This window comes from Myxococcus xanthus, from assembly GCF_006402735.1.
GTDB classification, from domain to species: domain Bacteria; phylum Myxococcota; class Myxococcia; order Myxococcales; family Myxococcaceae; genus Myxococcus; species Myxococcus xanthus_A.
This window is the reverse complement of record NZ_CP017174.1, coordinates 2,159,927-2,182,670: the sequence shown is the minus strand read 5'-3', so window position 1 is coordinate 2,182,670 and position 22,744 is coordinate 2,159,927. Positions and strand designations below refer to the sequence as shown.

Annotated in this window: 16 protein-coding genes and 2 pseudogenes; 8 read left to right on the top strand and 10 right to left on the bottom strand. The window is 64.4% G+C overall.

Annotation, left to right across the window (positions count from 1 at the left end):
• Positions 1–8: 8 nt before the first annotated feature.
• Entirely contained in the window at positions 9–794 is a 786-nt protein-coding gene (locus tag BHS09_RS09200; RefSeq protein WP_140797699.1) for a DUF4145 domain-containing protein, read from the top strand.
• Between the two features lie 271 nt (positions 795–1,065).
• On the opposite strand, the gene BHS09_RS09195 is transcribed toward BHS09_RS09200, so the two are convergent.
• The 5 genes and pseudogenes from BHS09_RS09195 to BHS09_RS38835 form a co-directional block, all read right to left on the bottom strand.
• On the bottom strand, positions 1,066–2,400 hold the full coding sequence (locus BHS09_RS09195) for a hypothetical protein (RefSeq protein ID WP_140797698.1): 1,335 nt from the start codon (positions 2,398–2,400) through the stop codon (positions 1,066–1,068).
• A pseudogene (locus tag BHS09_RS09190) lies at positions 2,397–3,737 on the bottom strand (hypothetical protein); the annotation flags it as partial. The gene BHS09_RS09195 and the pseudogene BHS09_RS09190, both read right to left, overlap by 4 nt.
• Before the next feature lie 129 nt (positions 3,738–3,866).
• Positions 3,867–4,649, bottom strand: coding sequence for an IS21-like element helper ATPase IstB (istB, locus tag BHS09_RS09185; protein WP_140797697.1), 783 nt, complete (start codon positions 4,647–4,649; stop codon positions 3,867–3,869).
• Positions 4,650–4,704: 55 nt separating this feature from the next.
• The gene (gene istA, locus BHS09_RS09180; RefSeq protein WP_237080265.1) at positions 4,705–6,096 is read right to left on the bottom strand and encodes an IS21 family transposase; all 1,392 of its coding nucleotides are present in this window, start codon (positions 6,094–6,096) and stop codon (positions 4,705–4,707) included.
• 345 nt (positions 6,097–6,441) lie between these two features.
• Positions 6,442–6,696: a hypothetical protein gene (locus BHS09_RS38835; protein WP_174260514.1), complete on the bottom strand. Its 255-nt coding sequence runs from the start codon at positions 6,694–6,696 to the stop codon at positions 6,442–6,444.
• Between BHS09_RS38835 and BHS09_RS39245 the strand changes: the two genes are divergently transcribed.
• The 7 genes from BHS09_RS39245 (at position 6,697) to BHS09_RS09135 (ending at position 16,089) form a co-directional block, all read left to right on the top strand.
• On the top strand, positions 6,697–7,233 hold the full coding sequence (locus tag BHS09_RS39245; RefSeq protein WP_237080264.1) for a hypothetical protein: 537 nt from the start codon (positions 6,697–6,699) through the stop codon (positions 7,231–7,233).
• Between the two features lie 235 nt (positions 7,234–7,468).
• Positions 7,469–8,518 carry an Ig-like domain-containing protein gene (locus BHS09_RS09160; RefSeq protein ID WP_140797696.1) on the top strand — a complete coding sequence of 350 codons (1,050 nt, stop codon included), beginning with the start codon at positions 7,469–7,471 and terminating at the stop codon, positions 8,516–8,518.
• A 1,397-nt stretch (positions 8,519–9,915) separates the two neighbouring features.
• On the top strand, positions 9,916–12,150 hold the full coding sequence (locus BHS09_RS09155; protein WP_140797695.1) for a hypothetical protein: 2,235 nt from the start codon (positions 9,916–9,918) through the stop codon (positions 12,148–12,150).
• Positions 12,151–12,452: 302 nt separating this feature from the next.
• A complete protein-coding gene (locus tag BHS09_RS40245) occupies positions 12,453–12,971 on the top strand; it encodes a transposase (protein WP_140797694.1) in 519 nt (172 codons plus the stop codon).
• Positions 12,972–13,003: 32 nt separating this feature from the next.
• A complete protein-coding gene (gene istA / locus BHS09_RS09145) occupies positions 13,004–14,620 on the top strand; it encodes an IS21 family transposase (RefSeq protein WP_140793108.1) in 1,617 nt (538 codons plus the stop codon).
• Positions 14,617–15,381, top strand: a complete 765-nt coding sequence (gene istB / locus BHS09_RS09140) for an IS21-like element helper ATPase IstB (RefSeq protein ID WP_140787629.1) — start codon at positions 14,617–14,619, stop codon at positions 15,379–15,381. The genes istA (BHS09_RS09145) and istB (BHS09_RS09140) overlap by 4 nt, the downstream gene beginning before the upstream one ends.
• Positions 15,382–15,810: 429 nt before the next feature.
• On the top strand, positions 15,811–16,089 hold the full coding sequence (locus BHS09_RS09135) for a DDE-type integrase/transposase/recombinase (RefSeq protein ID WP_140797693.1): 279 nt from the start codon (positions 15,811–15,813) through the stop codon (positions 16,087–16,089).
• Positions 16,090–16,330: 241 nt separating this feature from the next.
• On the opposite strand, the gene BHS09_RS09130 is transcribed toward BHS09_RS09135, so the two are convergent.
• The 5 genes and pseudogenes from BHS09_RS09130 to BHS09_RS09115 form a co-directional block, all read right to left on the bottom strand.
• A complete protein-coding gene (locus tag BHS09_RS09130; protein WP_161605139.1) occupies positions 16,331–17,842 on the bottom strand; it encodes a serine/threonine protein kinase in 1,512 nt (503 codons plus the stop codon).
• A gap of 844 nt (positions 17,843–18,686) precedes the next feature.
• On the bottom strand, positions 18,687–19,043 hold the full coding sequence (locus BHS09_RS09125; RefSeq protein ID WP_237080263.1) for a transposase: 357 nt from the start codon (positions 19,041–19,043) through the stop codon (positions 18,687–18,689).
• Positions 19,044–19,307: 264 nt separating this feature from the next.
• Positions 19,308–19,484 (bottom strand): annotated as a pseudogene (locus BHS09_RS40240) (hypothetical protein); the annotation flags it as partial.
• A 488-nt stretch (positions 19,485–19,972) separates the two neighbouring features.
• Positions 19,973–20,983 (bottom strand): phosphotransferase enzyme family protein, encoded by a 1,011-nt coding sequence (locus BHS09_RS09120; RefSeq protein WP_140797690.1) that lies wholly within the window; start codon positions 20,981–20,983, stop codon positions 19,973–19,975.
• A gap of 8 nt (positions 20,984–20,991) precedes the next feature.
• On the bottom strand, positions 20,992–22,740 hold the full coding sequence (locus BHS09_RS09115; RefSeq protein ID WP_140797689.1) for a hypothetical protein: 1,749 nt from the start codon (positions 22,738–22,740) through the stop codon (positions 20,992–20,994).
• Between the last annotated feature and the right edge of the window lie 4 nt (positions 22,741–22,744).

Below are 22,744 nucleotides of genomic sequence, written 5' to 3'. Positions count from 1 at the left end.
CCTAGACCATGAACTTCGAAGCGAAGTCGTGGCCAGAGACCTTTACGATGGAATCAGGTCCATTTGGGCGATGCCCTCAGTGTAACCAAGGAAAGCTGGCGCTCGATAAGGCGGCGCTGAAGCAGCGCGAGTCGAAAGACTCCGAGGACTCTCACCACATCGATGCATGGGAACCGGACAACGAGCAGGGGTACTTTACGGCTATTTTCCTCTGCACGGAGCCGAACTGCAGTTCACCGGTAATGGCTTGCGGAACCTACGACGTGTCGCGCGGCAAGTACGACGATCCAGATACCGAGCAGATCTTTGGCCCATTCTACATTACCAACTATCGCCCTGATTTCTTCACTCCAGAACTGCCCATTCTGCCCCTTCCGGAAGAATGTACACCTGAAATATCGGCAGCACTACACCAAGCTTGGCGTATCTTCTGGAGTGATCCTGGAGCATGTGCAAATCGAATCCGAGCCAGCATAGAACTTCTGCTGGACCACGCCAGCATTCCACAAAAAAAGCTTCACCATCGCATCGAAGACTACCAGACGCGCGAGCCCGAACTTGGCCACCTCTTAATGGCAATCAAATGGCTCGGAAACGCGGGCAGCCACAGCGGAGCCGAGTTGAGTAGGAGTGACATATTGGAAGCCATTCCATTGCTGGAAGAAGTGCTAGTCGAGGTATTCGGGAAGCGTCGTGCTAAGTTGCGACAACGAGGCGCCGCAATGATTCAGCGGCACACCTCAAAAAAACACGACACAGCCCCTATCAATGGCACTACCTCAGACGGAGGCTGAATGGCCGGTTCTATCGCGTCACATTCACTGTGCCTACCCTAGACGAGGCTGCTGCATAATTATCGCATCGAGGCCGCGCCAGACAGTGCGTCAAGACGAGTGGTCGACACTCCCCTGCAACCATCACCACTACGTTGACGGATACGGGGACACCGATGGGCGGAGAAGAGCTCAGGAGCGGTCGGACTGACACCACACGGGAGTCTACCATACGCACTGCAACTGCGCGCCAGCCACTGCCGCCTGGCGCGCGAGGAGCATTGGCACCAAGTCAGGACCGGTACCGCTCCACCTCATGGAAGAACTGCGTGAGCGAGTAGTCCAGCAGCGACTGGCGGGACTGCATGTACCGGCGGGCCCGGAGGAAGGGCAGCCAGACGCGCTTGCCCACGCGCACCTGGGACTCTTCCATCTTCTGCCGCAACACCCACGTCCCTCCCAACCGCCGCACCAGCACGTCCCCCAGGTAGGCGCCTAACGCCGGTATGGTGTGTCCGTCGAGGACGTCGCGCGTGTAGCGCTCGGGGAAGTGCGTCTTCCAGAAGTGGAAGTCGAGGTCCGTCAGAGACTCAGGCGTCTCCTCCATGATGGAGGGCACATCCGTATGAAGCACAGCCACGAGACCTTCGGACAAGTCTCCGTAGGACTCGAGGACGCGATCCGGATTCGCCACGTCCGAGGGATGGGCGACCGGGAGCCACTCCTCTGGCACAGGAGGGCGGAAGGCGTTGAGCTCGGCAATCTTCCTTTGTCGCTCGCTGATGGCGAACTCGTCCGGCATCCTCATGAGGAACGGCGCCACGTCCGGGTGGAAGCGCGGTTCGACGGGAACGAATGCAGCACTGCGCTCCCTCAGCGCGCTCAGCACTGTGTCGAAGTCGAGGTCCGGCCGGAGGTGGACATGGGCGCGAGCCTGCGCGACACGCGCCTCCTCACTGTCGAAGTCGGCGGCAGTAGGCCGCAACACCAGGAGGACGGAACCATTGGGAAGTTCCTCCACAAGATGCGCAGGCGTCGTCAGCATCCGCTCTCGGCCTACAGACTCCACCAGCTTTGGGCCGAAGATGTTCAACCAGAACAGCTCATAAATCTTGTCGAACCCGTCCCTCTTCCATGTCGCATCGTCACGACCGAAGGCGGGAGAATCCGCAAGTTCCAGGTCGGCTAGGCTGTGCGCTGCGGCGTACTCCGAGGGGTACCGGGAAGCCCAAGCACGGGCCGCTGCCACAAAGCCGCCACATGTCTCCACCTTGTCAAAGAAGGAGAGTGGCTGCGCACTGAGGCTAACCCTCAATTTGGACTGTTCGCCCACCGGCCCGAGATTAAGCACTAACGACACACTGGGGTTCTCCGAACGGAAAAGCCCGATGATCGTTCCGTACTCATTGCGCCGCTCCTCCAGCGCTTGCCTCACAGCCTCTCGGGAGTATTTCCGCTTCCGGCCCGTCTTGACGAGGTTCGGCATCCACCCGTCGGCGCATTCTTCGAGGGCATCAAGGAAGGGCTCCACTTCGCGCTCCAGCCCATTCCTCGGCTCGTAGGCTCCAGCAAAGGTGAAGCGCAGGCTATCCACCTTGCTCAGGTCACGCAGAGTCAGCACTTTCATTGGAACAGCACCTCCACACCCTTGACGTTGCTCTGCGTCGCGTCCACCGCGTTGTTCAGCACTACTCGTTTTGGGGGCAGTAGCTCCCCGCCCTCATAGACAAGGCGCACCCGCCGAACATCCGCCTGCTGTCGCATACCGTCCCGAAGAATCTTCAGCGTTCCACCGTAGTACTTCATCGCGTTACTAGCGTCCGTGTTCAACTGCACAGGCAGCGTATCCTCGTCCAGAACAGCGAGATTTCGGCTCTTGAAGCTGAACGTCTCCACCCGAGGTGGCTGCCCTGGAGGGGGGCGCGCCTCGATGACGAGGACGTCGGCGTACCGGAAGTCTACCTTCGACACGCCCACGTGCGTCTCAATGCGCGGCTGTTCGAAGTCACCGAGCCAGCGCCGCTGCGCGCGGGGCAACGCAGCGTCCGCCTTCAGGATGGCGACCATGGTCCGCTCGAAGGCCATGCCCCGAGCATAGTAGGCGCGCATCCCCCCGTAGCCCTCCCACTTCAGGGGGCCCTTGACAGCCTCGCCATCCTGAATCTCCTTCAGCCGCCTCTTGCGGTAGGCGACGTACTCCTGCCAAAGCGGCGCCCCCTTCTCGACTCCCGGAGGTGGCTCGTTCAGCTTGGGCGCCATCTCCTTCAGCAGCTTCACGTCCTTCGGGAGACGGGGCCCCGAGGACTCCAACTCCGCCAGGAACAGCTTCGCCTTCGCGGCCTCCGCAGCACCTACTTTGGCGTCCTGGGCGAAGAGGTCCAGGTTGTCGAATTGCAGCCTTCTTGCCGAAGAGCGGGCGGGCTCGCGATTCACCCCTTCCCTCGTCGTTGCAGCCTTAGAGGACTCGCGGCTCGCCGCCTGCGACTCCGCGGCGGACACCTCGGCTTCCCTCTCGAAGAGGTCCAGGTTGTCGGACCGCTTCCCCGCCGAGCCCCTTGAGGCCACGGGCTTAGCGGACTCGCGGCTCGCCGCCTCCATCAGCACCGCCTGCGCCTTCGCGGGGTTTCCGCGCGCCTCGTACAGCGCCAGCAGGCCCGCCTCGCCCCACTCGGCGGCCACCAGCGCGCCCTCGCGGCTCGCCTGGAGGTAGCGCAACAAGTCGCGCGCGGCGGCGATGCCGAGCTGCTCCTCCAGGCGCGCCATCAGCGCCTTCATGCCGGCCACGTCGAGCGCCGGCATCTGGAGGCGCCGCAGCCCGCCGCGCGACTCCACCAGGGCCCGAGCGCCCTTGCCCCCGGCGTACACCGCCACCGCCAGCGCGGCCGGCGCCAGCTCGCGCGTGGCCTGCTCGTACTTGCCTTGCGCCAGCGAGTACGCCCCGTGCCCCGTCCCCACCGCCAGGTGTCAAGGCTCGGCTAATCAGGTCGCTGTTCGGTCCGGCCAATGAGGTCCGGACGTGAGGTGCCCGGGAAGCGCGACGGCGTGGGTCGCGCGGGTTCGGCCAAACCGGTCCGGCGGGGGCTCCGCCAGGTGTCAGCGTGCGGCAGTCTCGACCTGGGCCGCGCGCGGTGCGCGGGTGCGCTTGGCGAGCGGTGGGTTGCGGTAGCTGTCACCCTCGATGGTGAGGACATGGGAGTGGTGCAGCAGCCGGTCCATGGCGGCGCTGGCCAGCAGTGCGTCACCAAACAGCGGCGGCCACTCCTCCAGGGCGCGATTGGAAGTGATGCAAGTGGCCGCACGCTCGTAGCGACGGCGGACAATCTCGTACAAGTCGATGCCCTCCTCTCCCGTGAGGGGCCGCAGTCCCAGGTCGTCGACGATGAGCAGGGCTGGCGTGGTGAAGCGCAGGAGGCGACGCTCGTAGCTGTTGTCGGCGCGTGAGGCGCGCAGCTGCGTGAGCAGGTCGTGGGCGCTCACGTAGAGGACGGCGTGGCCGGCGCGACAGGCTCGCTGGCCCAGCGCCTGGGCGAGGTGACTCTTGCCGACGCCCGCCGGGCCCACTACCAGCACGTTCTCGTGCCGCTCGACAAAGGTGCAGGTGCCCAGCTCCAGCACCTTGGTACGCGGGACGGAGGTGTTGAAGGAGAAGTCGAAGTCCTCCAATGTGCTGGGTCGTTCGAAGGCGGCACGGCGCATGCGCACGTCCAACTGCTTGCCGTCGCGCCGCTCCACCTCGTCGGCCAGCAGTCGGTAGAGGAATTCCGTCAGCGACAAGTTGGCGTCGGCCGCCTCGCGGCAGCGCACCTCGAGGGACTGCAGCAGCCCGGACAGGCGCAGCTTCTTCAACACGGGGACGAGCTCGTCATAGGTACTCATGCGGGGGGACACTCCTTGAGCGGGGTGGGACTGCGGGGACAGCGAGGGGGCAGCGCTAGCGCAGCAGCAGCGTGCGCACGTCGCGCGCGTAGCGGGGAGCCGGCGGCGTAGCAGTGGCGGCGGGCGTGGCGAGGGCCAGGTGCCCGTCCTGGGGTAACGGCTGCAAGTCCAGGCCGCGGCGCAGGATGTCCTTGAGGCCCTGGTAGCGCAGGTTGCCGAAGTGCAGCGCCCGGCGGCACGCGGCCTCGGCTCGCTCGCGCGGAAAGCCCTCCAGGTGCACCACCATGGCCTGCACGCAGCGCAGCTGGCTGAGGACGTCATCCGCGTCGAAGACGGCGCGCACGTACGCCTCGGTGTGGGGGCCCAGCCGGGCCGCCCGCGTCTCCCAGTGGCTGCGGCTGCGGTGGCGCAGGGCTGCGCGCGCCTCGGGCAGGTGGGTTTCCACGGTACTGCGGTGGCCCTCGCCGCGCAGGGGGTGGGTGGCCACGCGCTCGTCCTGGGCGTACACGCGCACGTCGTGGGCCGTGACGCATAGCCAGACGGGCTGGCCGATGAGACGCCAAGGCACCGAGTACAGCCGTCGGCCGTACATGACGTGGGCATCGCGGTGCACGCGGGCCTCGTGCCACACCTCGGGCGCCCACGCGGCTGCCGGCAGCGCACGCAGCGCCGAGGCCTCTGCCTCCTGGAAGAGGAGGCGCGGCTGACGCCCCGTCGTGCCGTGCACGCGCACCGACGCCACGTCCCGCAGCCAGCGCTGCAGGGCGGCCTCGCACTCGCGCGCGTCCTCTCCGGCCCGCCCGGCGAAGAAGTTGCCCTTCACGTAGCGCACGCCTGCCTCCACCTTGCCCTTCTTTTCAGGGGCACGGGGTGGGGCCGGGTCGACGATGAAGCCGTAGTGACGCGCCAGCGCGCGATAGCTGCGCTGCAGGGCTCTTTCCCCGTCCACCCCAAAGGCCGTGCGCACCACCGCCGCCTTGAGGTTGTCGGGCACGATGCAATGGGGCACGCCGCCGAAGTACGCGAAGGCGGCCTCGTGACAGCGCAGCCACGTCTCCACGCGCTGGTCGAACACCAGCGTGGCGAAGAGGTGGCGGCTGTAGCCGGGCACCATGACGAACACCCAGGCGCGCCGGAGCACCCCCGCGTCCGCGTCGTACAGCCGGCCCACCTCGCCGAAGTCCACCTGCGCCACCTCACCCGGGGCCGTCTCCACCGGGATGGCGACGTCCTCTTCACTCACGCCCTGGGCCCGACGCACGCTACCCACCAGGCGTTTGACGGCCGAGAGGCTGCCTACCGGCACCCCTGCCTCCATCTGCAGCCGGGTGAAGATGGCCTGCGGCTGCAGGCCCTTGGCCACCCACGCTTCCACCTGCGCGCGGTGCGCCTCCAGGCTGGACGTCTGCTGGGGCGCTGGCGGGGCTGCGGGTCGCGCCGCCAGCACCGCGGCCTTGAGTACCTTCGAGCTCGGGTAGCACCTGCACGTCGCCCTGCAGCAGCCCCGCCGCCTCCAGCACGCGCCGGTAGCTGCGCTCCACATCCACACCCATGCGCAGCACCCGGGCCACTTGCCGCGCAGGCGTGCCCAGGCGGTGCAACCGCACCAATTCCTGCAGCCGGTCCATCTCCACTCTCCGGTTACTCACGCCACTTCCCTTTCCCAGGGAGGGCAGCGTGGCCTGTCGGCGGGACACCCGAGTGGACCGGTTTGGCCGAACCGGTGCGGACCGGTTTGGCCGAACTCACCCCGACCGGGTTCGCCGAACTCCGGAGGACCTGTTACGCCGAGCTACGACACCTCGCCCACCTCGCCAGTGGACTGGCCCCTGGGGGCCTCGTCCATGCCGGCGGTGGCGGCCCTCCAGGCCTCGCTGCCCCAGCCCGAGGTGCGCTCCTCGCAGCCGGCCTCGCCTCCCAGCGCGCCCGTCCTCGTCAGCGTGCAGGTGGACGGAGAGGTGCTTGCCCAGGCCACGGCGCGCGCCGAGAGGGACGCCGCCTCCCGCAGCTTCTCCCCCATGCCGGCGTACTGAAAGGCGGGCCCCACGTGTCCATCGCTGCCGGCCTCGCCCGTCCTCCTCGCTGCCTCCTCGTGAATGTCCTCACCGGCGAGGCCATGGAGTGCCTCTTCAACCCCACGCAGCTCACCGAGAAGCTCCAGGTGAATTGGAACCGCCTGGCGGTGCCGGGCCTCTCCCACCAGGTGCTCCAGTTTCAGGGCACCTCCAACCGGCAGCTGGCGGGCGTGGAGTTCTACCTCGACGCCTTCTTCGCCAGCCAACAGGCCGACGCTTCCAACATCATGGAGTTCCGTGCCTTCCTCCGTGCCCTCACCGTGCCTCCGGCGGGTACCGAGGGTGTGCTGGCGACAGCGCCTCCACGCATCCGCGCATCCGCGTTATCGGAGCCCTACCTCTCATCCGGCGAGCTGGTGTGGGTGTTGGACGGTTGGAGACCCGAACCCTGGCCCCTCTTCCTTGTCTATCCGCCCGCGCGCCAGCTGGGCGCCGGGGCGCGCATCTTCATCGACTGGATGACGGAGCTGTTCGCGAGCCGGCCCAACCTGTGGCGCGATGGCGTTTGAATTTCCAGCAGGCGCGCGCGCCAGAGCGACACCGCTCGCCCCGGAGCGGCCCCCACTTCCCCTGGAGCCCCCCGATGCGACTGCGTCCGATGCTCGCGCTCCTTGCGCTGTCAACAGGCTGCCCGGCTTCAGAGTCACCTGACCCGCTCCCCCCCAGTCCCCGGGCGCGAACCTGGTCGTCACGGTCGATGGCGCCTCGGCCCCCCTTTACACGAATAGCCAGCACAGCGTGCGCGTGAGCGTTTCCGAAGGGGACGCCGAGCGCATCGAGCTGCTCGTCGATGACGCCGTCGTCGCCACCACGGATTCGGCACCGCACATTTTCACCTGGGACAGCACGGGCCACTCGGAAGGCTCCTACCGTCTGAAGGCGCGCGCCATCTCCGAGGGACGGACCTTCACGAGTGCCCCCCGCACGGTCATCGTGGACCGCACCGCACCGTTGCTGGTCAGCCGCACGCCTGAAGACGGCGGCGCCGTGGCCGGCCGCGACCTGCGAATGACGCTGAGCTTCTCGGAGCCCCTCCACCCCGCGAACGTACGGCCGGGGCTCTTCGCCTGGGACGGCCTCCCCGCGGACAGCGCCCATCTCTCCGAGGATGGCCACGCGTTGACGCTCCAGGCGCAGGCAAGGTTGGAGCTTCCGTCCCGCTATCATCTCCTCGCCCAGGACAATGGGCTGACGGACCTGGCGGGAAACCGCGTGGGCCCCATTGAAACCTCCAGCGTCTGGGTGGTTCCGACCTGGACCGCCTCCGCGCCAGTGCTGCGCATCCACGCCGAGGACAACAACCATTGGGCGCCAAGAATCCGAGCGGCCTCCTCCGGAACAGCCTACGTCGCGTTGATGGACATCACGGCTGTTGGGATGGGAGGGCGCTCCCGTACCGCCCTGCACGTCAGCCACTGGGACGGGACGATGTGGCGCCCACTTGGTGGGGGCAAGATCAATGAACGCGAAGTCTTTCGATACGGCAGCTTCTCATTCGTGATGGACGCGTCCGGCGCCCCGCTGGTCTCCTTCTCGCAAGATGCGGTAGACGACCCGACCGCCGCCCTCGCGTGGGTCTATCGCTGGCAGGGCGCGCAGTGGGTCAGTCTTGGCGGCGCGATTCACGAGGGAGCATCGGAGGTCACGATCGGTACCGCGCTTGCGATGTACGAAGGAACCCCTAACCCGACAAGCGTGAGGAGCCGCTTGCGAAGTTCACCGGGGCGGAGGGCAGCCACGAAAGAGAAGACCGCGTGGCCGCAGTGGTGTGGCCCATCTTCAACTATGTGGTGAAGCGCCGTAAGAACGAGCCCCAGAGCACGCAGATACTATTCGATACTTTCCATCGTGACAGGGAAGGGTCGACTGGGAATCAGTCAGATGCCTCCATGCGACCAAGCGCAGTGAAAGTCCTGCTGTCGCCAACGATAATGGTGGTTGCCGCCCACGCTAGGTTTCCCTCGGTTGAACGAAGACCTGTTCTCGGCTGATGCCCTCACTACCGCACATGTGGATATAGGAAGTTGGCTGCTGCCGCTGCGGCGCACAGGAGCCTCTATGGTTCTCTTCTCTCGAGTGTATTCGCTTGCTGCTATCGTTGCGTGGTTCCTTTCAATGTCAGCATCGGCCCAACCTGATGTGCTTCGACGCTTCAATGGCCCGGACTTGCTGTCTCGCTGTGGAGGCCCGGGAGAGAGGTGTTGCCGTCCAAGGGGAGCACTCTCGGGTTCAGCCTCGTCGGAGCAACTCGTTAATTGCAAATCCGGGCTCGGTTGTGATTTGGTAAGCGAAACGTGCCAGGCGCCCTGTGGAGCTGCAGGCCAGGTGTGTTGCGATGGGCCCGAAACCCGTGCACCTCGATGGACGAGTGATGGAAAAGTCTATGTCCCGACTGGTCCCATGGTGCGCGAAATGTGTGCCGACTCGGCATGCGTTCCTGAAACCAGGCGCTGTCAGGCAAATTGCGGGCTTCGTGCCGAAGACGCTTGTTGCGGACCGCAGCCAGGGATCGCTCAAGCCAGTTGTCTCTCTCCTTCGCTCTATTGTGATTTCACGCCAGATTCTCACTTCGAGCGAGGGACGTGTCGTGCCTGTGGGCTGGAAGGGCAACCTGGCTGCCCCCGTGGGCGCGCGTGCGCCGACAAGTTGGTGGAGGACCCCAACGGCACATGTGTCGCGTGCGGCGAGGTGGGGCAACGTGTTTGCGAAAACTATCCACGATGCAGAGGAGAGTCCGCTCCTCACCCTGCAACCGGTGCAACCTGTGTCCCGGCAGGAAGAGTGAACCAACCGTGCTTGTCCGATGGCACTTGTATCTACTCGGTTTGCAATCCAAAGCGCATCTGTGAGGCCTGTGGCTTTCCTCATCTTCCCTGCTGCAGATTCAGGGCTAATTCCTGTCTGATTGGCCAGTGCGGGGGTGGCTTTTGCTATTCATGTGGACATATCGGGGAACGCCCATGCGGGAATAATCAGTGCTTTACGGGAAAGGTATATGACAACGGGATTTGCGGTTATGAGTCAGAAGGAAGCCAACCTCCTCATGGCGGTTCTGGAGGCTCCCAGCCCAAGTGCTGTTTCGTGCCAACGAGTGACTCTAGCGGCAGGATTGGCGCGATGCACACGTGCGGGCCCCAGTGCCCGTAGACTGAAGAGTGCCGTCTCAAATTCCTAAAGGAGGTTATCCCATCATGCGCAGAGGCTTCAGGGCGGAGAGCGTCGAGATCTCCCATTTTCAGCCGGGAGACCCGATATTCGAGACGGAAAGAATGGCCCGAGTCAACTACAAGCCGCTCCTCAAGAAGGGCGGGAGCAGTGACGGCGACATCGACCTCGGAGAATTTTTCAAGCCTAGCAAAGACGAATTCAAGGCGATCAGCAAGGGCTTGAGATTTCTCAAATACAGTGAGGCCGACGCACAAGAACTGTACAACCTGATCGGCGGGGCGATAAAGCTGGCGTCGAGCATCGTCACCGTGATCGGGATCGTGGGCTCCGTCGCCGATATCGCGAAGGCGTTCGGGCTGTTCGGACCGAAGGAAAGATCGACGGACGAATGGCTCAAGGAGATCGGTGCGCAGATCGAGCAAATCTACGGTTATCTGGCAAGAGAGAACCAGCGCGGTCTGTATAACGAAGCGCTCAGATGGCGCGTCGCGAATGAAGGGGCGCGCGCCGAGCAATGGAACGTGAGGATCTCGAGATCCCAAGGCAACCTGGAGGCGCTCAAGGATCGTGCGGGCGCCCTTGACGATGCCCTTCGGATGATGCTGGACCCCAATAAAGCGAATATCGCTTTCCAGAAATCCGTATACGGTTATGCCCCCGAATCCGGGCACTGGATCGATGCTGCCGGCACGCCGGCGTTAACGCGCGCTGATGGCGGGACAGTGCCTCCCTACGCCATTGGCATACGTGAACTGACGTCCGACATCTGGGATGCCGGACACTACATCGAGGTGCTATTCTCGGCTCTGCGGGAGCGCCTGATCGTCGCCACGGCGCTCGAACCGGCGTTCCGCTCGACCGCTTATGATCGCGCAGCGCTATTGGGAATCGCCGACGGACTTCGGACGTTCATCGCGAAATGGCGCGCCTCGATTCTGGTCGCCAATCCCGCTGCGGGGATCAACGGCGGGAACAATCTATATAACCCGTGCTCCAATCCGGATCATGCGGCCGACGGCATCCTCATCGGCGCAGTCGATCCCGTCACCGGCATTTCGTCGCTCCGACCGTTTGGCGATTTCAAGATCAAATACTCCAGGACCGACCTGCCGTTCGCAGCGTGGGGAGGCCAATGGGACACCGCAGTAGCGGTCGAACCAGAAAACGCTCTGGCTGCGGCCATGAGCGCGCATGCGCCTCTGGTCGATTCCGTAATCCGGACGTGCGGCATCGAAGCGCTTACCAATCTCGAAAGACAGTTCCGAATAGCAGCCGCGCAGCCGACGGAATCGCAATTCGTCAGGTTCTCCGATGCAAAATTCAGCTATGGGTTCCGTCGCATCATCGACATCGACCATATCAACATGCCATTTCCCATCGTGAGGAGTGGGACTCCCGAGACCCTCGATCTCGGCCGGCTCAAACTCTTCGCCGCGGATCCGCACAAGACCTATCCCGCAACGCGTTTCCATCGTGAAATGGAGAAGACCTTTCGGTTCCGAATGGCCCGCCGGGCCGAGTGGTCCCGAATCCAGCTCGGTTACCGTTTGTGGGTCGCCGGGTTGTTCTTGGAGTTGTGTCCTTTCTCAAGGCGCCCCCCGGAAGGAGCTCCATCGGCGGCGTTTCCGAGCGGACTGATCGAGAAGGACTACGTTCTCGAAACGGACGTTTACGATTGCTGTCAGATCCGCCATTTCAGCTTCAGCGACGAGGACCGATTTGAGCGGGAGGGCGAGAACGGCGAGCGGATTTTCCACAACGCGCGCAACGGCCGCGCCCATTTCCGGATTTCCGTTCAATTCGAGCCACTTGCCGGCGGTGCCGACGATGCCCATGCCGGGGAAGCGATCGTGACGATCCGCGCTCTCGAACCGGACACGTTTCGGGATGCCTTCATTCTGGAGGTCAGAGTATTCGAATCGGTCGTCGACTATAACGGCGAGAAGGCCGAGTACCCGACCGACTCCATGACCGTCCACATGACCCCGAGTTATTTGATCGTCGGGCAGGATTTCTTCGACGATGTCTGGGACGCCCAAATGCGGATGGTGCAGATGAACAATGAAATCAACGACAAGTATCCCCTGGAGTTTTCCGTACCGCGACCACCCGAACCCGACCCGAATCCGGTCTGGAAAATACGCCGTCGGGCGCTGGAGATCGAGAACGGGTTTTCCTTTATCCAAGCCGCTCAGCGCGAGCGGCCGGAGTTGGTCGCCGACGAACTCATACGTTTCCGTCCGCCGCTCATCCGTTAGCCAGACGCTTCGTGCCCTCCGAGGCATGCAGCAGTTCCTATTCTTACGCGAAAATCAATACCACTTGCTCACGTCAAGAATGCGTGAGGGCGGGCAGACTGTTCCCCAGGCATGACGCCGACGCAGCTGAAGCGGCTGGAGGGAGAGCTGGAGAGCTTCCTCGGGTCGATGTTCTCAGGCCTGGGCCGCACGGAGCGGCGACGGGCGATGGACTGGTACGTCAAGGGCCTGTTACTGGAAGGCGATTCGAGACGAAGCGGGACATCGCGCTCGGGCTGCTTGAGCGCGCGCTGGGCTAGGGAGTGAAGCCGCGCCTGTTCCTCGCAGACTCGGGGTACGGAATCGAGGTCGAGTTCCGTGAGGAACTCACACGCGGTGGGCTGCCGTACGTTGTCGGCATTCGAGGCGACTGTGTCGTCTGGCCTCCGGGATTCGCGCCCCCACCCATCCCTCCGAAGCCAGTGGGAATGAGTGGGCCAGCGCGCACGCGCTACCGCTATGGCGAGGCGAAGCCCGTTGCCGTCGAGAAGCTGGCCGCGGGCCTGCCGCGAACAGCCTGGACGTCGGTCAGTTGGCGCGAAGGCGCCAAGGGTGCGCGGAGCTCACGCTTCGCGGCCCTGCGCGTCCGTACCGCCCACCGCCACCATCTGGGACTGGCCCCAGGCGACGAGCAGTGGCTGCTGTGCGAATGGCCCAGGCGCGAGAAAGCGCCCACCAAATTTCACCTCTCCACACTGCCTGCGGACACCCTCAGTGGTCACCCAAAACCAGCCAATGAAGGTCCCCTGAAAACCGGCCAATGGGGAGGGCCGAGACGTTGACGCCCGGGTAGGACGTGGAGTCCGCCCGGGGGATGGGCAACGTCTTGAGCGACGAGAAGAAGCAGCAGGTCATCGCCCTGGGGCGGTTGGGTTGGAGTCTGAGACGTATCGAGGATGCGACGGGGGTGCGCCGTGAGACGGCCAGCGGCTACCTGAAGGCCGCGGGCGTGGGCATCCGTCCACCGCGCCGGTGGGGCAAGTCAAAACCGGCCAATGAGGGGACCACCGAGGCGAGTGAGCCGGAGGCCGAGGCCGCCGGAGCAAAACCGGCCAATGAGGGGACCACCGACTCCATGCCGCGCAGCCGAGCCGGAGTCCGGCACGTATCGGCGAGCATCGTCGCGCCCTACGTCGAGCTGGTGCGGCAGCGGCTGGAGGTGGGCCGCAACGGGCGCGCCATCTACGAGGAGCTCGTCGACACGCAGGGCTACACGGGCAGCTACATTAGCGTGCGCCGCTTCGTCCGGGCGTTGCGCGACAGCCAGGGCCCGGAGGCCAAGGCCGTCATCCACACAACGCCGGGCGAGGAAGCGCAGGTGGACTATGGGGAGGGGCCCATGGTGCGCCACCCGGAGACGGGGAAATACCGGCGCACGCGCATGTTCGTCATGACGCTGGGCTACAGCCGCAAGTCAGTGCGGCTGTTGTGCTGGAAGTCCTCCAGCCGCGCGTGGGCGCAGTTGCACGAGGAGGCCTTCCGGCGGCTGGGAGGCGTGACGCGCACGGTGGTGCTGGACAACCTGCGTGAGGGGGTGCTTTCGCCCGACGTCTACGAGCCGGCCCTCAATCCGCTCTTCCGGGACGTGCTGGCCCACTACGGGGCCACGGCCCTGCCGGCCCGAGTCCGCCACCCGGACAGGAAGGGGAAGGTGGAGTCTGCGGTGGGCCACGCGCAGCGCACGCCGCTGAAGGGCCTGCGCTTCGAGTCGCTGGAGGCCGCCCAGGTCTACCTCGACGCGTGGGAGGCGAAGTGGGCGGACACCCGAATCCACGGCACCACCAAGCGCCAGGTGGCCGCCATGTTCGGCGAGGAGCGCCCATGGCTGCTGGCCCTGCCCGTGGAGCCCTTCCGCTACTACGCCTACGGTGAGCGAGTGGTGCACCTGGACGGGCACGTCGAGGTGGACGGCGCGTACTACTCGGTGCCCCCGGGACACATCGGCCGCAAGCTGCACGTGCAGTGGGACAGCCTCCACGTCCGCCTGCTGCTGCCCGCTACGGGGCAACTGCTCCGGGAGCACACCCGGGCCCCTCGCGGCCACCACCGCACACGCGAGGAGGACAGGCCTTCCCACGCGCCGCGCACCACCGTGCAACTTCTCGAGCGCGCCGCCAGGGCCGGACGCGGCGTCGCCGCCCTTTGCGCCGAGGTGCACCGCCGAGAAGGAGAGGTGGGCACCCGCCGCATCCTGGGCGTGCTGTCCCTGGTGAAGAAGCACGGCGCCGCTGCCCTGGACGACGCCTGCGAGGTGGCTCTCGAGGTGGGCGTCCCCACCTACCGCTTCGTGCGCCGCTACCTCGAAAGACGCACGCCCACTCCCGTCACCCTGCGCCAGGTCGACCCGCTCATCCGCGAGCTCACCCACTACCGCGACGTCATCGTCCGTCTGACTCAACCCACCCCTCACCCAGGAGACACCGAGACATGAATCTCGTCGAAATCACCCGCGCCCTCACCACCTTGCGCCTGTCCGGCATGGCCCAGGCCGTCGAGGCCCGCATCCTCCAGGCGCAAGCCGAGAAGCTCGCTCCACTCGACTTCCTCTCCGCCCTCGTCAACGACGAGTTGACTCGCAGAAGCGACAGCTTCATCCAACGCCGCCTCAAGCAGGGCGCCTTCCGCGACGCGGGCAAGACGCTCGACGGCTTCGACTTCGACTTCAACAAGAAGATGAATCGCCGCCTCGTCTTCGAGCTGGCCACCGGCGGCTTCGTGGAGCGGCGCGAGGACGCGCTCTTCCTTGGCCCTCCAGGCACCGGCAAGAGTCACATCGCCCAGGCCCTCGGCCGCGCCGTCATCCAGTCCCAGGGCCATCGCGTCCTCTACCGCGAGGCGCACCACCTGCTCGAGGAGCTCGCCGAAGCAAGCCTCGAAGGCACCCGACGCCAGAAGCTCGATGCGCTCACCGGCGCGCCTCTGCTCATCATCGATGACCTCGGCATGCGCAAGCTGCCGGCCACCGCCGCCGAGGACCTGCTCGAGCTCATCATGCGCCGCTACGAGAAGGCTTCCACCCTCATCACCTCCAACCGGCCAGTGGAGGACTGGGGGAAGCTCTTGGGGGACAACGCCGCCGTGGCCGCCATGCTCGACCGTCTGCTGCACCATGCCCACGTCGTCCAATTCGGTCCCCGCAGCTGGCGCACCAAGGGGGCCATGGAGTTGCGGACCTCCGAGTCCGCGGGGTAGGAGTCCTCCTGTCTCGGTCCTCTCCCTTTGGCCGGTTTTGAAGGGACCCTCTTTGGCCGGTTTTCACGTGACCATTGAGGTCTACTCCGCAGAGCGAGATGCCCCCTCTCCTCCGCCTCCGATTGGGCTCTCTGGACCGCTCTTTCGCCCCTTGTGGGGAGAGAGAGGCCGAGAGTGGTTAACAGTTCTGTTAACCACCACGGGCAGTCGATTCTGAAAATCCCGGGCTTTCGATGTCGTACCTTCCAGGGTTGCTTCGCTTCCCTGTCTCCGAGACGGCCCGGAGCCTTTCGATGACTGCTCGTCACCTTGTGGCTGTTAACTGAGAACACGAAGACGCGAGCAGCCTTCACCAGGTACTTACGATTTCGTCGGCGGAGCAGACTCTCCGAGACGGTTCTCAGACTGTCTCGGCCGAGTCTTCGGCCCATGCAGCTACCTGGCGCCGCCCCCATCGAGTGGCTCACCGACAACGGGACAGCCTACACGGCCCACGAGACGTGCGAATTCGGGGCCAGCCAGGGGCTCCTCATCCGCACCACCCCGGCCTACTCACCCGGAAGCAGCGGCATGGCCGAGTCCTTCGTGAAGAGCTTCAAGCGCGGCTACGTACACCTGGCCCACCTGGATAGCGCCGAGGTGGTCCTCAAGCAGTTCCCCCCGCTGGTTCAACGACTACAACTCCGTGCCCCCCGCACATGGGGCTGAAGATGCGCTCCCAGCGCAAGTTCCGGCTCGCGAATTCACCCCACTGACCATGTCCGATTTGACGGGGGCGACGCCATGTACGTCGTTCTATCGGTCGAGAGGGCCTCAGCCTCTAACCCGCCGTGGCCATCGACATTCTGCCCCAGGATTGCGACGCGGCCAGAAATTACGAAGACAGCGTGCGCTCCTTCATCAGCAAATCCCCGACGCAACCGCGTGGCTCCCGAGCAGGGAGACAGCCTCACAAGATCTGAATAAGCAACGCCTTAAACCACTCATCACTAACAGGACACCTCTCATGCTGATACCTCCCCATCGCATTAAGAACCTTCAACTGATGCGACAGATCCCGAAAATCAACGGCAAACCACCTTGGATACGAAACCTCACGCATCAACGGATTAATCTCGAAGCGAATCTGGGTCCACCTGCCGAATCGCTCAGACGCACTCGACACAAAATACACAAGACTGAAACTCCCAAAGCTATCTTGATTTCGGTAGATCTCCTCACGGTTCTTCACACTGGGAGTAGGGTCAAGCCTGGCGCTACCTATGACACGGGCCACCCCATTAGAAGACTTGGTGTCTAAGTCGTCGATAATCTGCCCCTCTAGAATGAGCCGTACATGACCGGACTGAGGCTTCACCTCAACGTGAAGAGGTCCCAGAACTCTCAGCGTTAGCTTTCCTACGGACGTGACATTGTTTAGCGCATCTACCAAGCCTCGAAGGATCTCGACCGGCTCGCCAAATGCCTGCTCTAGCAGCGCCTGCCGCTCTTTTGAGCGTTCGGCCGCTTCACGCGCACGTGCCTCTCTCTCGGTCGCCTGAATGTATGTCGACGTCACCTTGCTCAGGAGGGCACTGACATCAGGTCCCCCTGAGACGTGTCGCCCTCCGATGAGGCGCTCCTTGACATCAAGCCACGAAGGTGGCCGTCTCGCAGGATCCTTCTGCATCATCTGAGCAATAAGTTGGACCAATTCATGCGGCATTTCTGGGCGCAACTTGCGAATGTCTTTTGGCGCAGTCAAAAGGTGCGCGTTCCGCCATGCAAGCGGACCACGGTCCCCGCTCTTCGGCTCAATCGGCCACTCAAGTGTTGCGAGCTCAAAAAACATGACGCCAGCAGCGTAGACATCCATCGCAGGCGTGTTCGGCCCATCCTCAAATGCCTCGGGGGCCTGGTATGGAGGGGTACCCCAACCCTTAAACGAAGCCGACCGCGTCGCAGCGCCAGCGAGCTTTGCGAGCCCAAAGTCGGCAATTTTCAACTGCGCCTCCCCCGCTGCGACAAGAACATTTTCGGGCTTTAGGTCCCGATGTACGACTCGCTTATTCACAGCGCACATGCCTTCAGCAATCTGCAGATACAGCGCCCGTAGCTCATCAATAGTGAATCTTGAGCCCGATTCCTGATGACGCTCCAGCATCGTCCGTAGCGATCCGCCTTCGATGTATTCCATGATGAAGTATGGTGGTCTCCCCCCTGAAGAGCCACCATCGTTCACATAGAGTAAACGAATAACATTCGGGTGTTCGATACCTACGGCGTGCTTAACTTCGTTTTGAAGCACGCGAAGCTCATCATCCCGAAGGGCAGCGGTAAGCAGAGTTTTCACGGCGACTTGCGTGCCGTCTGGCAGTCGTCCCGCAAAGACTTGCCCAAAGCCTCCTTGCCCCAGGATTGCCTCAATTTTAACAAGTTTCCCATCAGGCCCTTCGAGAACCGCCCCTGGTCTAATGTCCATACGTAGAATCCTATCCGTGCGCCATCGGACCGAACCAGCCAATGGGGCTCGGTAGCACACCCACATACCACACCGCTCTCTTCGCTAGCGATGAGCCGGGCACCCACTGTCCAGCCACGGCGACGAAGTAGGGGCCAATTTGCCCGTCCGCCGCGAACGTACCTACCAAGCCAAGGACATGATTACTGATGGAGCCCTGAGTTCGGGTGAAGAGGCCCTCATCGCCTAGGAGTATTTAGATGGGGCAACTCTAAACGCCTGGGCGCAGCGCATGGCCTCTCCTCCCGTGAACTCCTGACTTGACTTGGCCCGGGCGTCCTGTTCTAGTTTCCACGGAGGACAGACCGGCAGCCGCCTCGGCCCGGCCACTGCTCCAAACTGCACCTCGAAGTGGAGGACAGACCGGCAGCCGCCTCGGCCCGGCCACTGCTCCAAACTGCACCTCGAAGTGGAGGACAGACCGGCAGCCGCCTCGGCCCGGCCACTGCTCCAAACTGCACCTCGAAGTGGAGGACAGACCGGCAGCCGCCTCGGCCCGGCCACTGCTCCAAACTGCACCTCGAAGTGGAGGACAGACCGGCAGCCTGTTGTGCCTACCCAAAATTCGGTCGCTGCGTCATGAGTGCGTCAAAGCTGCGTCAAAACGCGCGTCATGACGTGAGCGATGCGCATGACGAGCCGCTCGGTCCTCTCTTCCATTTCATGGAGGTCGGAATTACGCCCGGCTCAGACGCCTCAACACCTCTCTGCCCGCGTGTGGACACTCCCCTGCCGTCCTGCGAACGCAGGTGGGCTGATGCAGCATGCGCGGATCTGCGAGGGTGTTGGTAGAAGGACCGAGACGCTACGCAGCGCGGCGCTCGTACCGGTGGTGGAGCCCGAAGACTTCCCGTAGCTCTATCACCTTGGCGCCGTGCTCCGAGCCCTGAACCTCACGCGTCTCAGGCGCATCTTTCCCGAGCGACAGGTGCGTCCGGCTCGCGTTGTAGTAGCGCTGGTACTCGCGCAGCAGGCGCCGAGCGTGGGCTTCGTTCAGGACGACGACATGGTCCAGCAGCTCCCTACGTATCGAGCCGATGACTCTCTCCGCATAGGGATTCTGCCACGGACACCGTGCGGCACTCGGCACCTCGCGAATCCCCAAATGGATAAGCGTGGCGCGAATGCCCTCGGAGTAGAGCTTGTCCCTATCTCGGTGCAAGTACCTCGGAGCACTGGCCCAGGGAAAGGCCTCTCGCAACTGCGGCTTCGTCCATTCTTCCGTCGGGTGCGCTGTCACATTGAGGTGGAGGATTCGCCTGTCCCGGTGACTCACAACCACAAATCCCAACAGCACTCCAAACGTCGCAGTCGGAATGACAAAGAAGTCCATCCCTGCGGACTCCGCCAGATGCAAGCGCAAGAAGTTCCGCCATGTTGGTGATGGTTTCGGCGCTCCCCTTCTCGGTCTGGGCATGTAACGAGCGACCGTTGTCTGGCCTACCTCCATCCCCAACTTCAGCAACTCCCCGTGAATGCGCGGGGCCCCCCATGTCGGGTTGGCTTCGGCCATGCGCCGAATCAACGCCCTCAGTTCCAGGGTTGCCCGAGGCCGTCCCACCCGACTTCGGGACTTCCAGCGCCAGAAGAGCCGAAAGCCCATCCGATGCCACTTCACCACCGTCGCCGGCCGCACCAGGCACAGTGGACGCCGCCATCCCTGCCAGAAGCGCTGGAGAAATACCCAGAAGAGGCGATCGCCCCGTGCAAGCCTCGGTGATAGGCGCTTCTCGCGAAAGACCGCGAGTTGCTGGCGAAGAGCCAAATTCTCCAGAGCCAGTTCCGAACGGCTCCGCAAGACCGAGCGCAACGTCTGAGCCAGCGCCTTTACGAAGGCCCTCATCCTGCCATTCTTGCCGGCCGTAACCAGCACGCCAGAATTCTGCCGCACCCCGTAACGGACCGCATGGCATCACAGAGGGAACCGCGCACACTCACCCTCTTTCGCCCGGTCAAACCCAGTATTCTTCGGACCCATCCGTAGGACTGTGCATGCAATGACGCGTTCGCCGACGCACGCTTCTCGCCGGCCTCGAATATCCGGTAGTCACAGCCAGGTCCTTCTTCCACAGCAGGCTGGAGAGGTGCTCGTTATACGTTGAAATCAATCTGCAGGATGGGTGTGTCCGCTTCGATGTCGCGCCGGAACCGCCCCCACCGGTCGAGCGTGCTCTCGTCGAGCACGGCCGGGTCGCGATACTGGTGGAACAGCGCGTAATTCATCGAGCGCTGGAGCGCGAGCAGGTCCGGCACGGCCGCGAGCCACTCGCGCTCCATCCGTCGGAGCTCCCGATACCCTTCGAGGAACGGCCCCAGGAACGAAGCGACCGCTTCGTCGCGCGCCTCTCGAGCCTCGCCTCGCGCGATGTAGAAGAGGAGTACCGCGATGTCCTTGACGAACCACGCGTACTCGCAGTTGTCGAAGTCGAACGCGGTGATCTTCCCTTCGGCGAAGCAGAAGTTGTGCATGTGGAGATCGGCGTGGATCAGCCCGTAGCTCTCCGGTGTTCGCGGTAGCCGGTTCAATCGCGCGATGATCGCCGCGGTGCGCTCGCGAACGAGCTTCTCCTCGGGGGGCGCGAACCGGTCGATGTCGACCACGTCGTACTCATGCCATTCCTGGCGCTTGAGCCTGGGGCTCGAAGGCGCGTAGGTCTGGGCGCGGTTGTGGAGCCGCGCGAACAGCCGGCCCATGTCGCGGAACAGGGGGGGCTTCCAGTAGCGCTCCTTGAGCGGAGGCGCGTCGTCGAAGACGATGCCCGGCGCGCGCTCGAACGCGGTGGCGACGAAGTAGCTGCCGGGCTCGCGGTCTTCGATCCGCTCCACGAACTGCCCCGACTCGGAGAGGATCGGCGAGGCGATTGGAATGCGCGCGGCGGCCAGATAGCGAACGAACTCGACCTCACCCAGCGTGTAGTCGATCGTTCGCCGCGTACTGTGCGAGATGCGCAAGATAAGGCCTTCGCCGTCGTCGTTCTCCGCCTCGTAGACGAAGTTCTCGAAGGCCGTGAGCTCGGTGAGCTGCTCGGGCGACAGGCCATACCGGCGCGCAGCCTCATCGCGAATCGGTTCGTGGAAGCGGCGGACAAGCTCTGGATGCATCGAACCCTCTAGTCCTTCAACGTGAGGCTGCTCTCACCGTAGCCCAGCACGGTCGAGGCAGAGTCGCTGGTGACCGAGACGCCCAGGCCGCGCGCGAGGGTCTCCGCCAACGGGGGGCCATTGCGCGGCCGCGTGAACACAGCCAGGTCTGCGCCGGTCAGGGGGTGATCCGGGCGCCGGAGCCGCTGGTTCAGCATCGCTTGCTCGCGCTCGACGACGCGCAGGCACCGGCGCTCGAGGGCGAACGCGCTGGCAGCGACGCCAGCGAGCTCACCGCAGAGGGGCTCCGCCACGGCCTTGTCTCCCGGCAGCCCATGCGCGAAGAGCTCGGCCAGTCGCCGCTGGCTCGTGGCCTGCTCGGCGGGATCCAGCTTCGCCAGTTCGTCCAGCGAGGCGCCCTGTGGCGTGCCGGGGAACGCCTCGCCGATGCGCGCGAACAACCAGCGGCTGAGCTTGATCTCGCGCTGGTATGTCTCGGCGAGTGGGAAATCGTCCCGGAGCAACGGGTAATGCGCGACATCGATGGGCGCCTCCACGCACTCTTGCAGCGCGGTGCGCGGGAGGTGTCCGGCGAACGCCGCCCGGAGCCGTTCGTGGAGCAGCCCCTGGGTCGCGCCGAGGAAGCGGACCACCGATTCGACGCGCTGCCCGAGCAGGCCGTAATCGAGCGCGGCGTCGAGATCGCCGAGGCGCGCTGCGATGTCGGGCTGGGCCTCGATGGGTGCCTGGGCCGAGCCGGTCAACACCTGCATATATTCGTTGATCAGCGCCGGCGGACCGGCGCACACGCCGTGCGGACCATGGAAGACCGCGTGACGCTCGGCATAGTCCACGATCGATTGCGCGGTGACGGGCTGCTCGGGGGCATCGCGCACCAGGTCGTTGGTGACCAGGCGAACTCCGTCGATCAGCCGGAACATGGCCGCGAGCCCGCTGTCGAGCTCTCCGTTCGGCACCGGTTGGGTGCCCCGCACCAGCACGTACCCGACCGACGCGAGCGTGCAGACGACCATCATTTGGAGCTCGCCCGCGGTGAGCACGCCCGGGGTCCGGGGCGGCATGCGCGCGAGGAAGGCCTTGCGGAACTGCCCGGTCAGCGAGAGCAGGTCCGGCCACTGACGCGCCATGCCCTTCATCGCGGTCACGTTCATCGGGCGTTCGCTCTGGTACCGGCTCCCCGCGTAGTGGCACTGCTTGCGCACGGTGGGGAGATCAAGGAACAAGGTGCGCGGTGCGACGTTGTTCTCGCCCACTTGCCGGCCGTCACCGTCGAGCGCCGGATGCGCCACGCGGTAGACCGGCACGACCACCTCGAGGTTCGAGAGCTCGAACGCCCGTCCGAACGCCTGTTCGGTCAGCACGGGGCAACGGTTGTCGCGGGCGCTGAACGTGAGCGGCTCACGCCCGGCTGGCACCTCCCCCAACCGCTCAGGGAAGGACGCCACGGTGCGGCCCGTGGGCGCATCCGAGACCCGCCTCAACACCCGCTGTTCGATCAATGTTTCGAGCAGGTCCCGGATCTTGTCCCAGGAATGGGGCGCGCCGTCCGACCACGCCATGGCGTCGGAGGCTTGAAATTGCTCGACCTGGAGCAGCTTCTCGCCCAGGGGCGCGATGTCCGGCTCGTCGAAGATGAGCTCCACCTCGCCATAGAAGAGGTGCAGGACCTGCTGGCCATCCCCCGCGTCGAGCCGGTCGTGCGTGAGCCGCCTTCGATTGGGGATGTAGAGCATCTCATCCGCTTGCAGCTGTGCCATGGCT

Coding starts and splice junctions, on each gene's coding strand:
- istB (WP_140797697.1), bottom strand. CDS start 4,649: ATGAGTACCTATGACGAGCTCGTCCCCGTGTTGAAGAAGCTGCGCCTG.
- BHS09_RS09155 (WP_140797695.1), top strand. CDS start 9,916: ATGCGCAGAGGCTTCAGGGCGGAGAGCGTCGAGATCTCCCATTTTCAG.
- BHS09_RS09200 (WP_140797699.1), top strand. CDS start 9: ATGAACTTCGAAGCGAAGTCGTGGCCAGAGACCTTTACGATGGAATCA.
- BHS09_RS09120 (WP_140797690.1), bottom strand. CDS start 20,983: ATGCATCCAGAGCTTGTCCGCCGCTTCCACGAACCGATTCGCGATGAG.
- BHS09_RS09135 (WP_140797693.1), top strand. CDS start 15,811: ATGCAGCTACCTGGCGCCGCCCCCATCGAGTGGCTCACCGACAACGGG.
- istA (WP_140793108.1), top strand. CDS start 13,004: ATGGGCAACGTCTTGAGCGACGAGAAGAAGCAGCAGGTCATCGCCCTG.
- istB (WP_140787629.1), top strand. CDS start 14,617: ATGAATCTCGTCGAAATCACCCGCGCCCTCACCACCTTGCGCCTGTCC.
- BHS09_RS09115 (WP_140797689.1), bottom strand. CDS start 22,740: ATGGCACAGCTGCAAGCGGATGAGATGCTCTACATCCCCAATCGAAGG.
- BHS09_RS09130 (WP_161605139.1), bottom strand. CDS start 17,842: ATGGACATTAGACCAGGGGCGGTTCTCGAAGGGCCTGATGGGAAACTT.
- BHS09_RS09195 (WP_140797698.1), bottom strand. CDS start 2,400: ATGAAAGTGCTGACTCTGCGTGACCTGAGCAAGGTGGATAGCCTGCGC.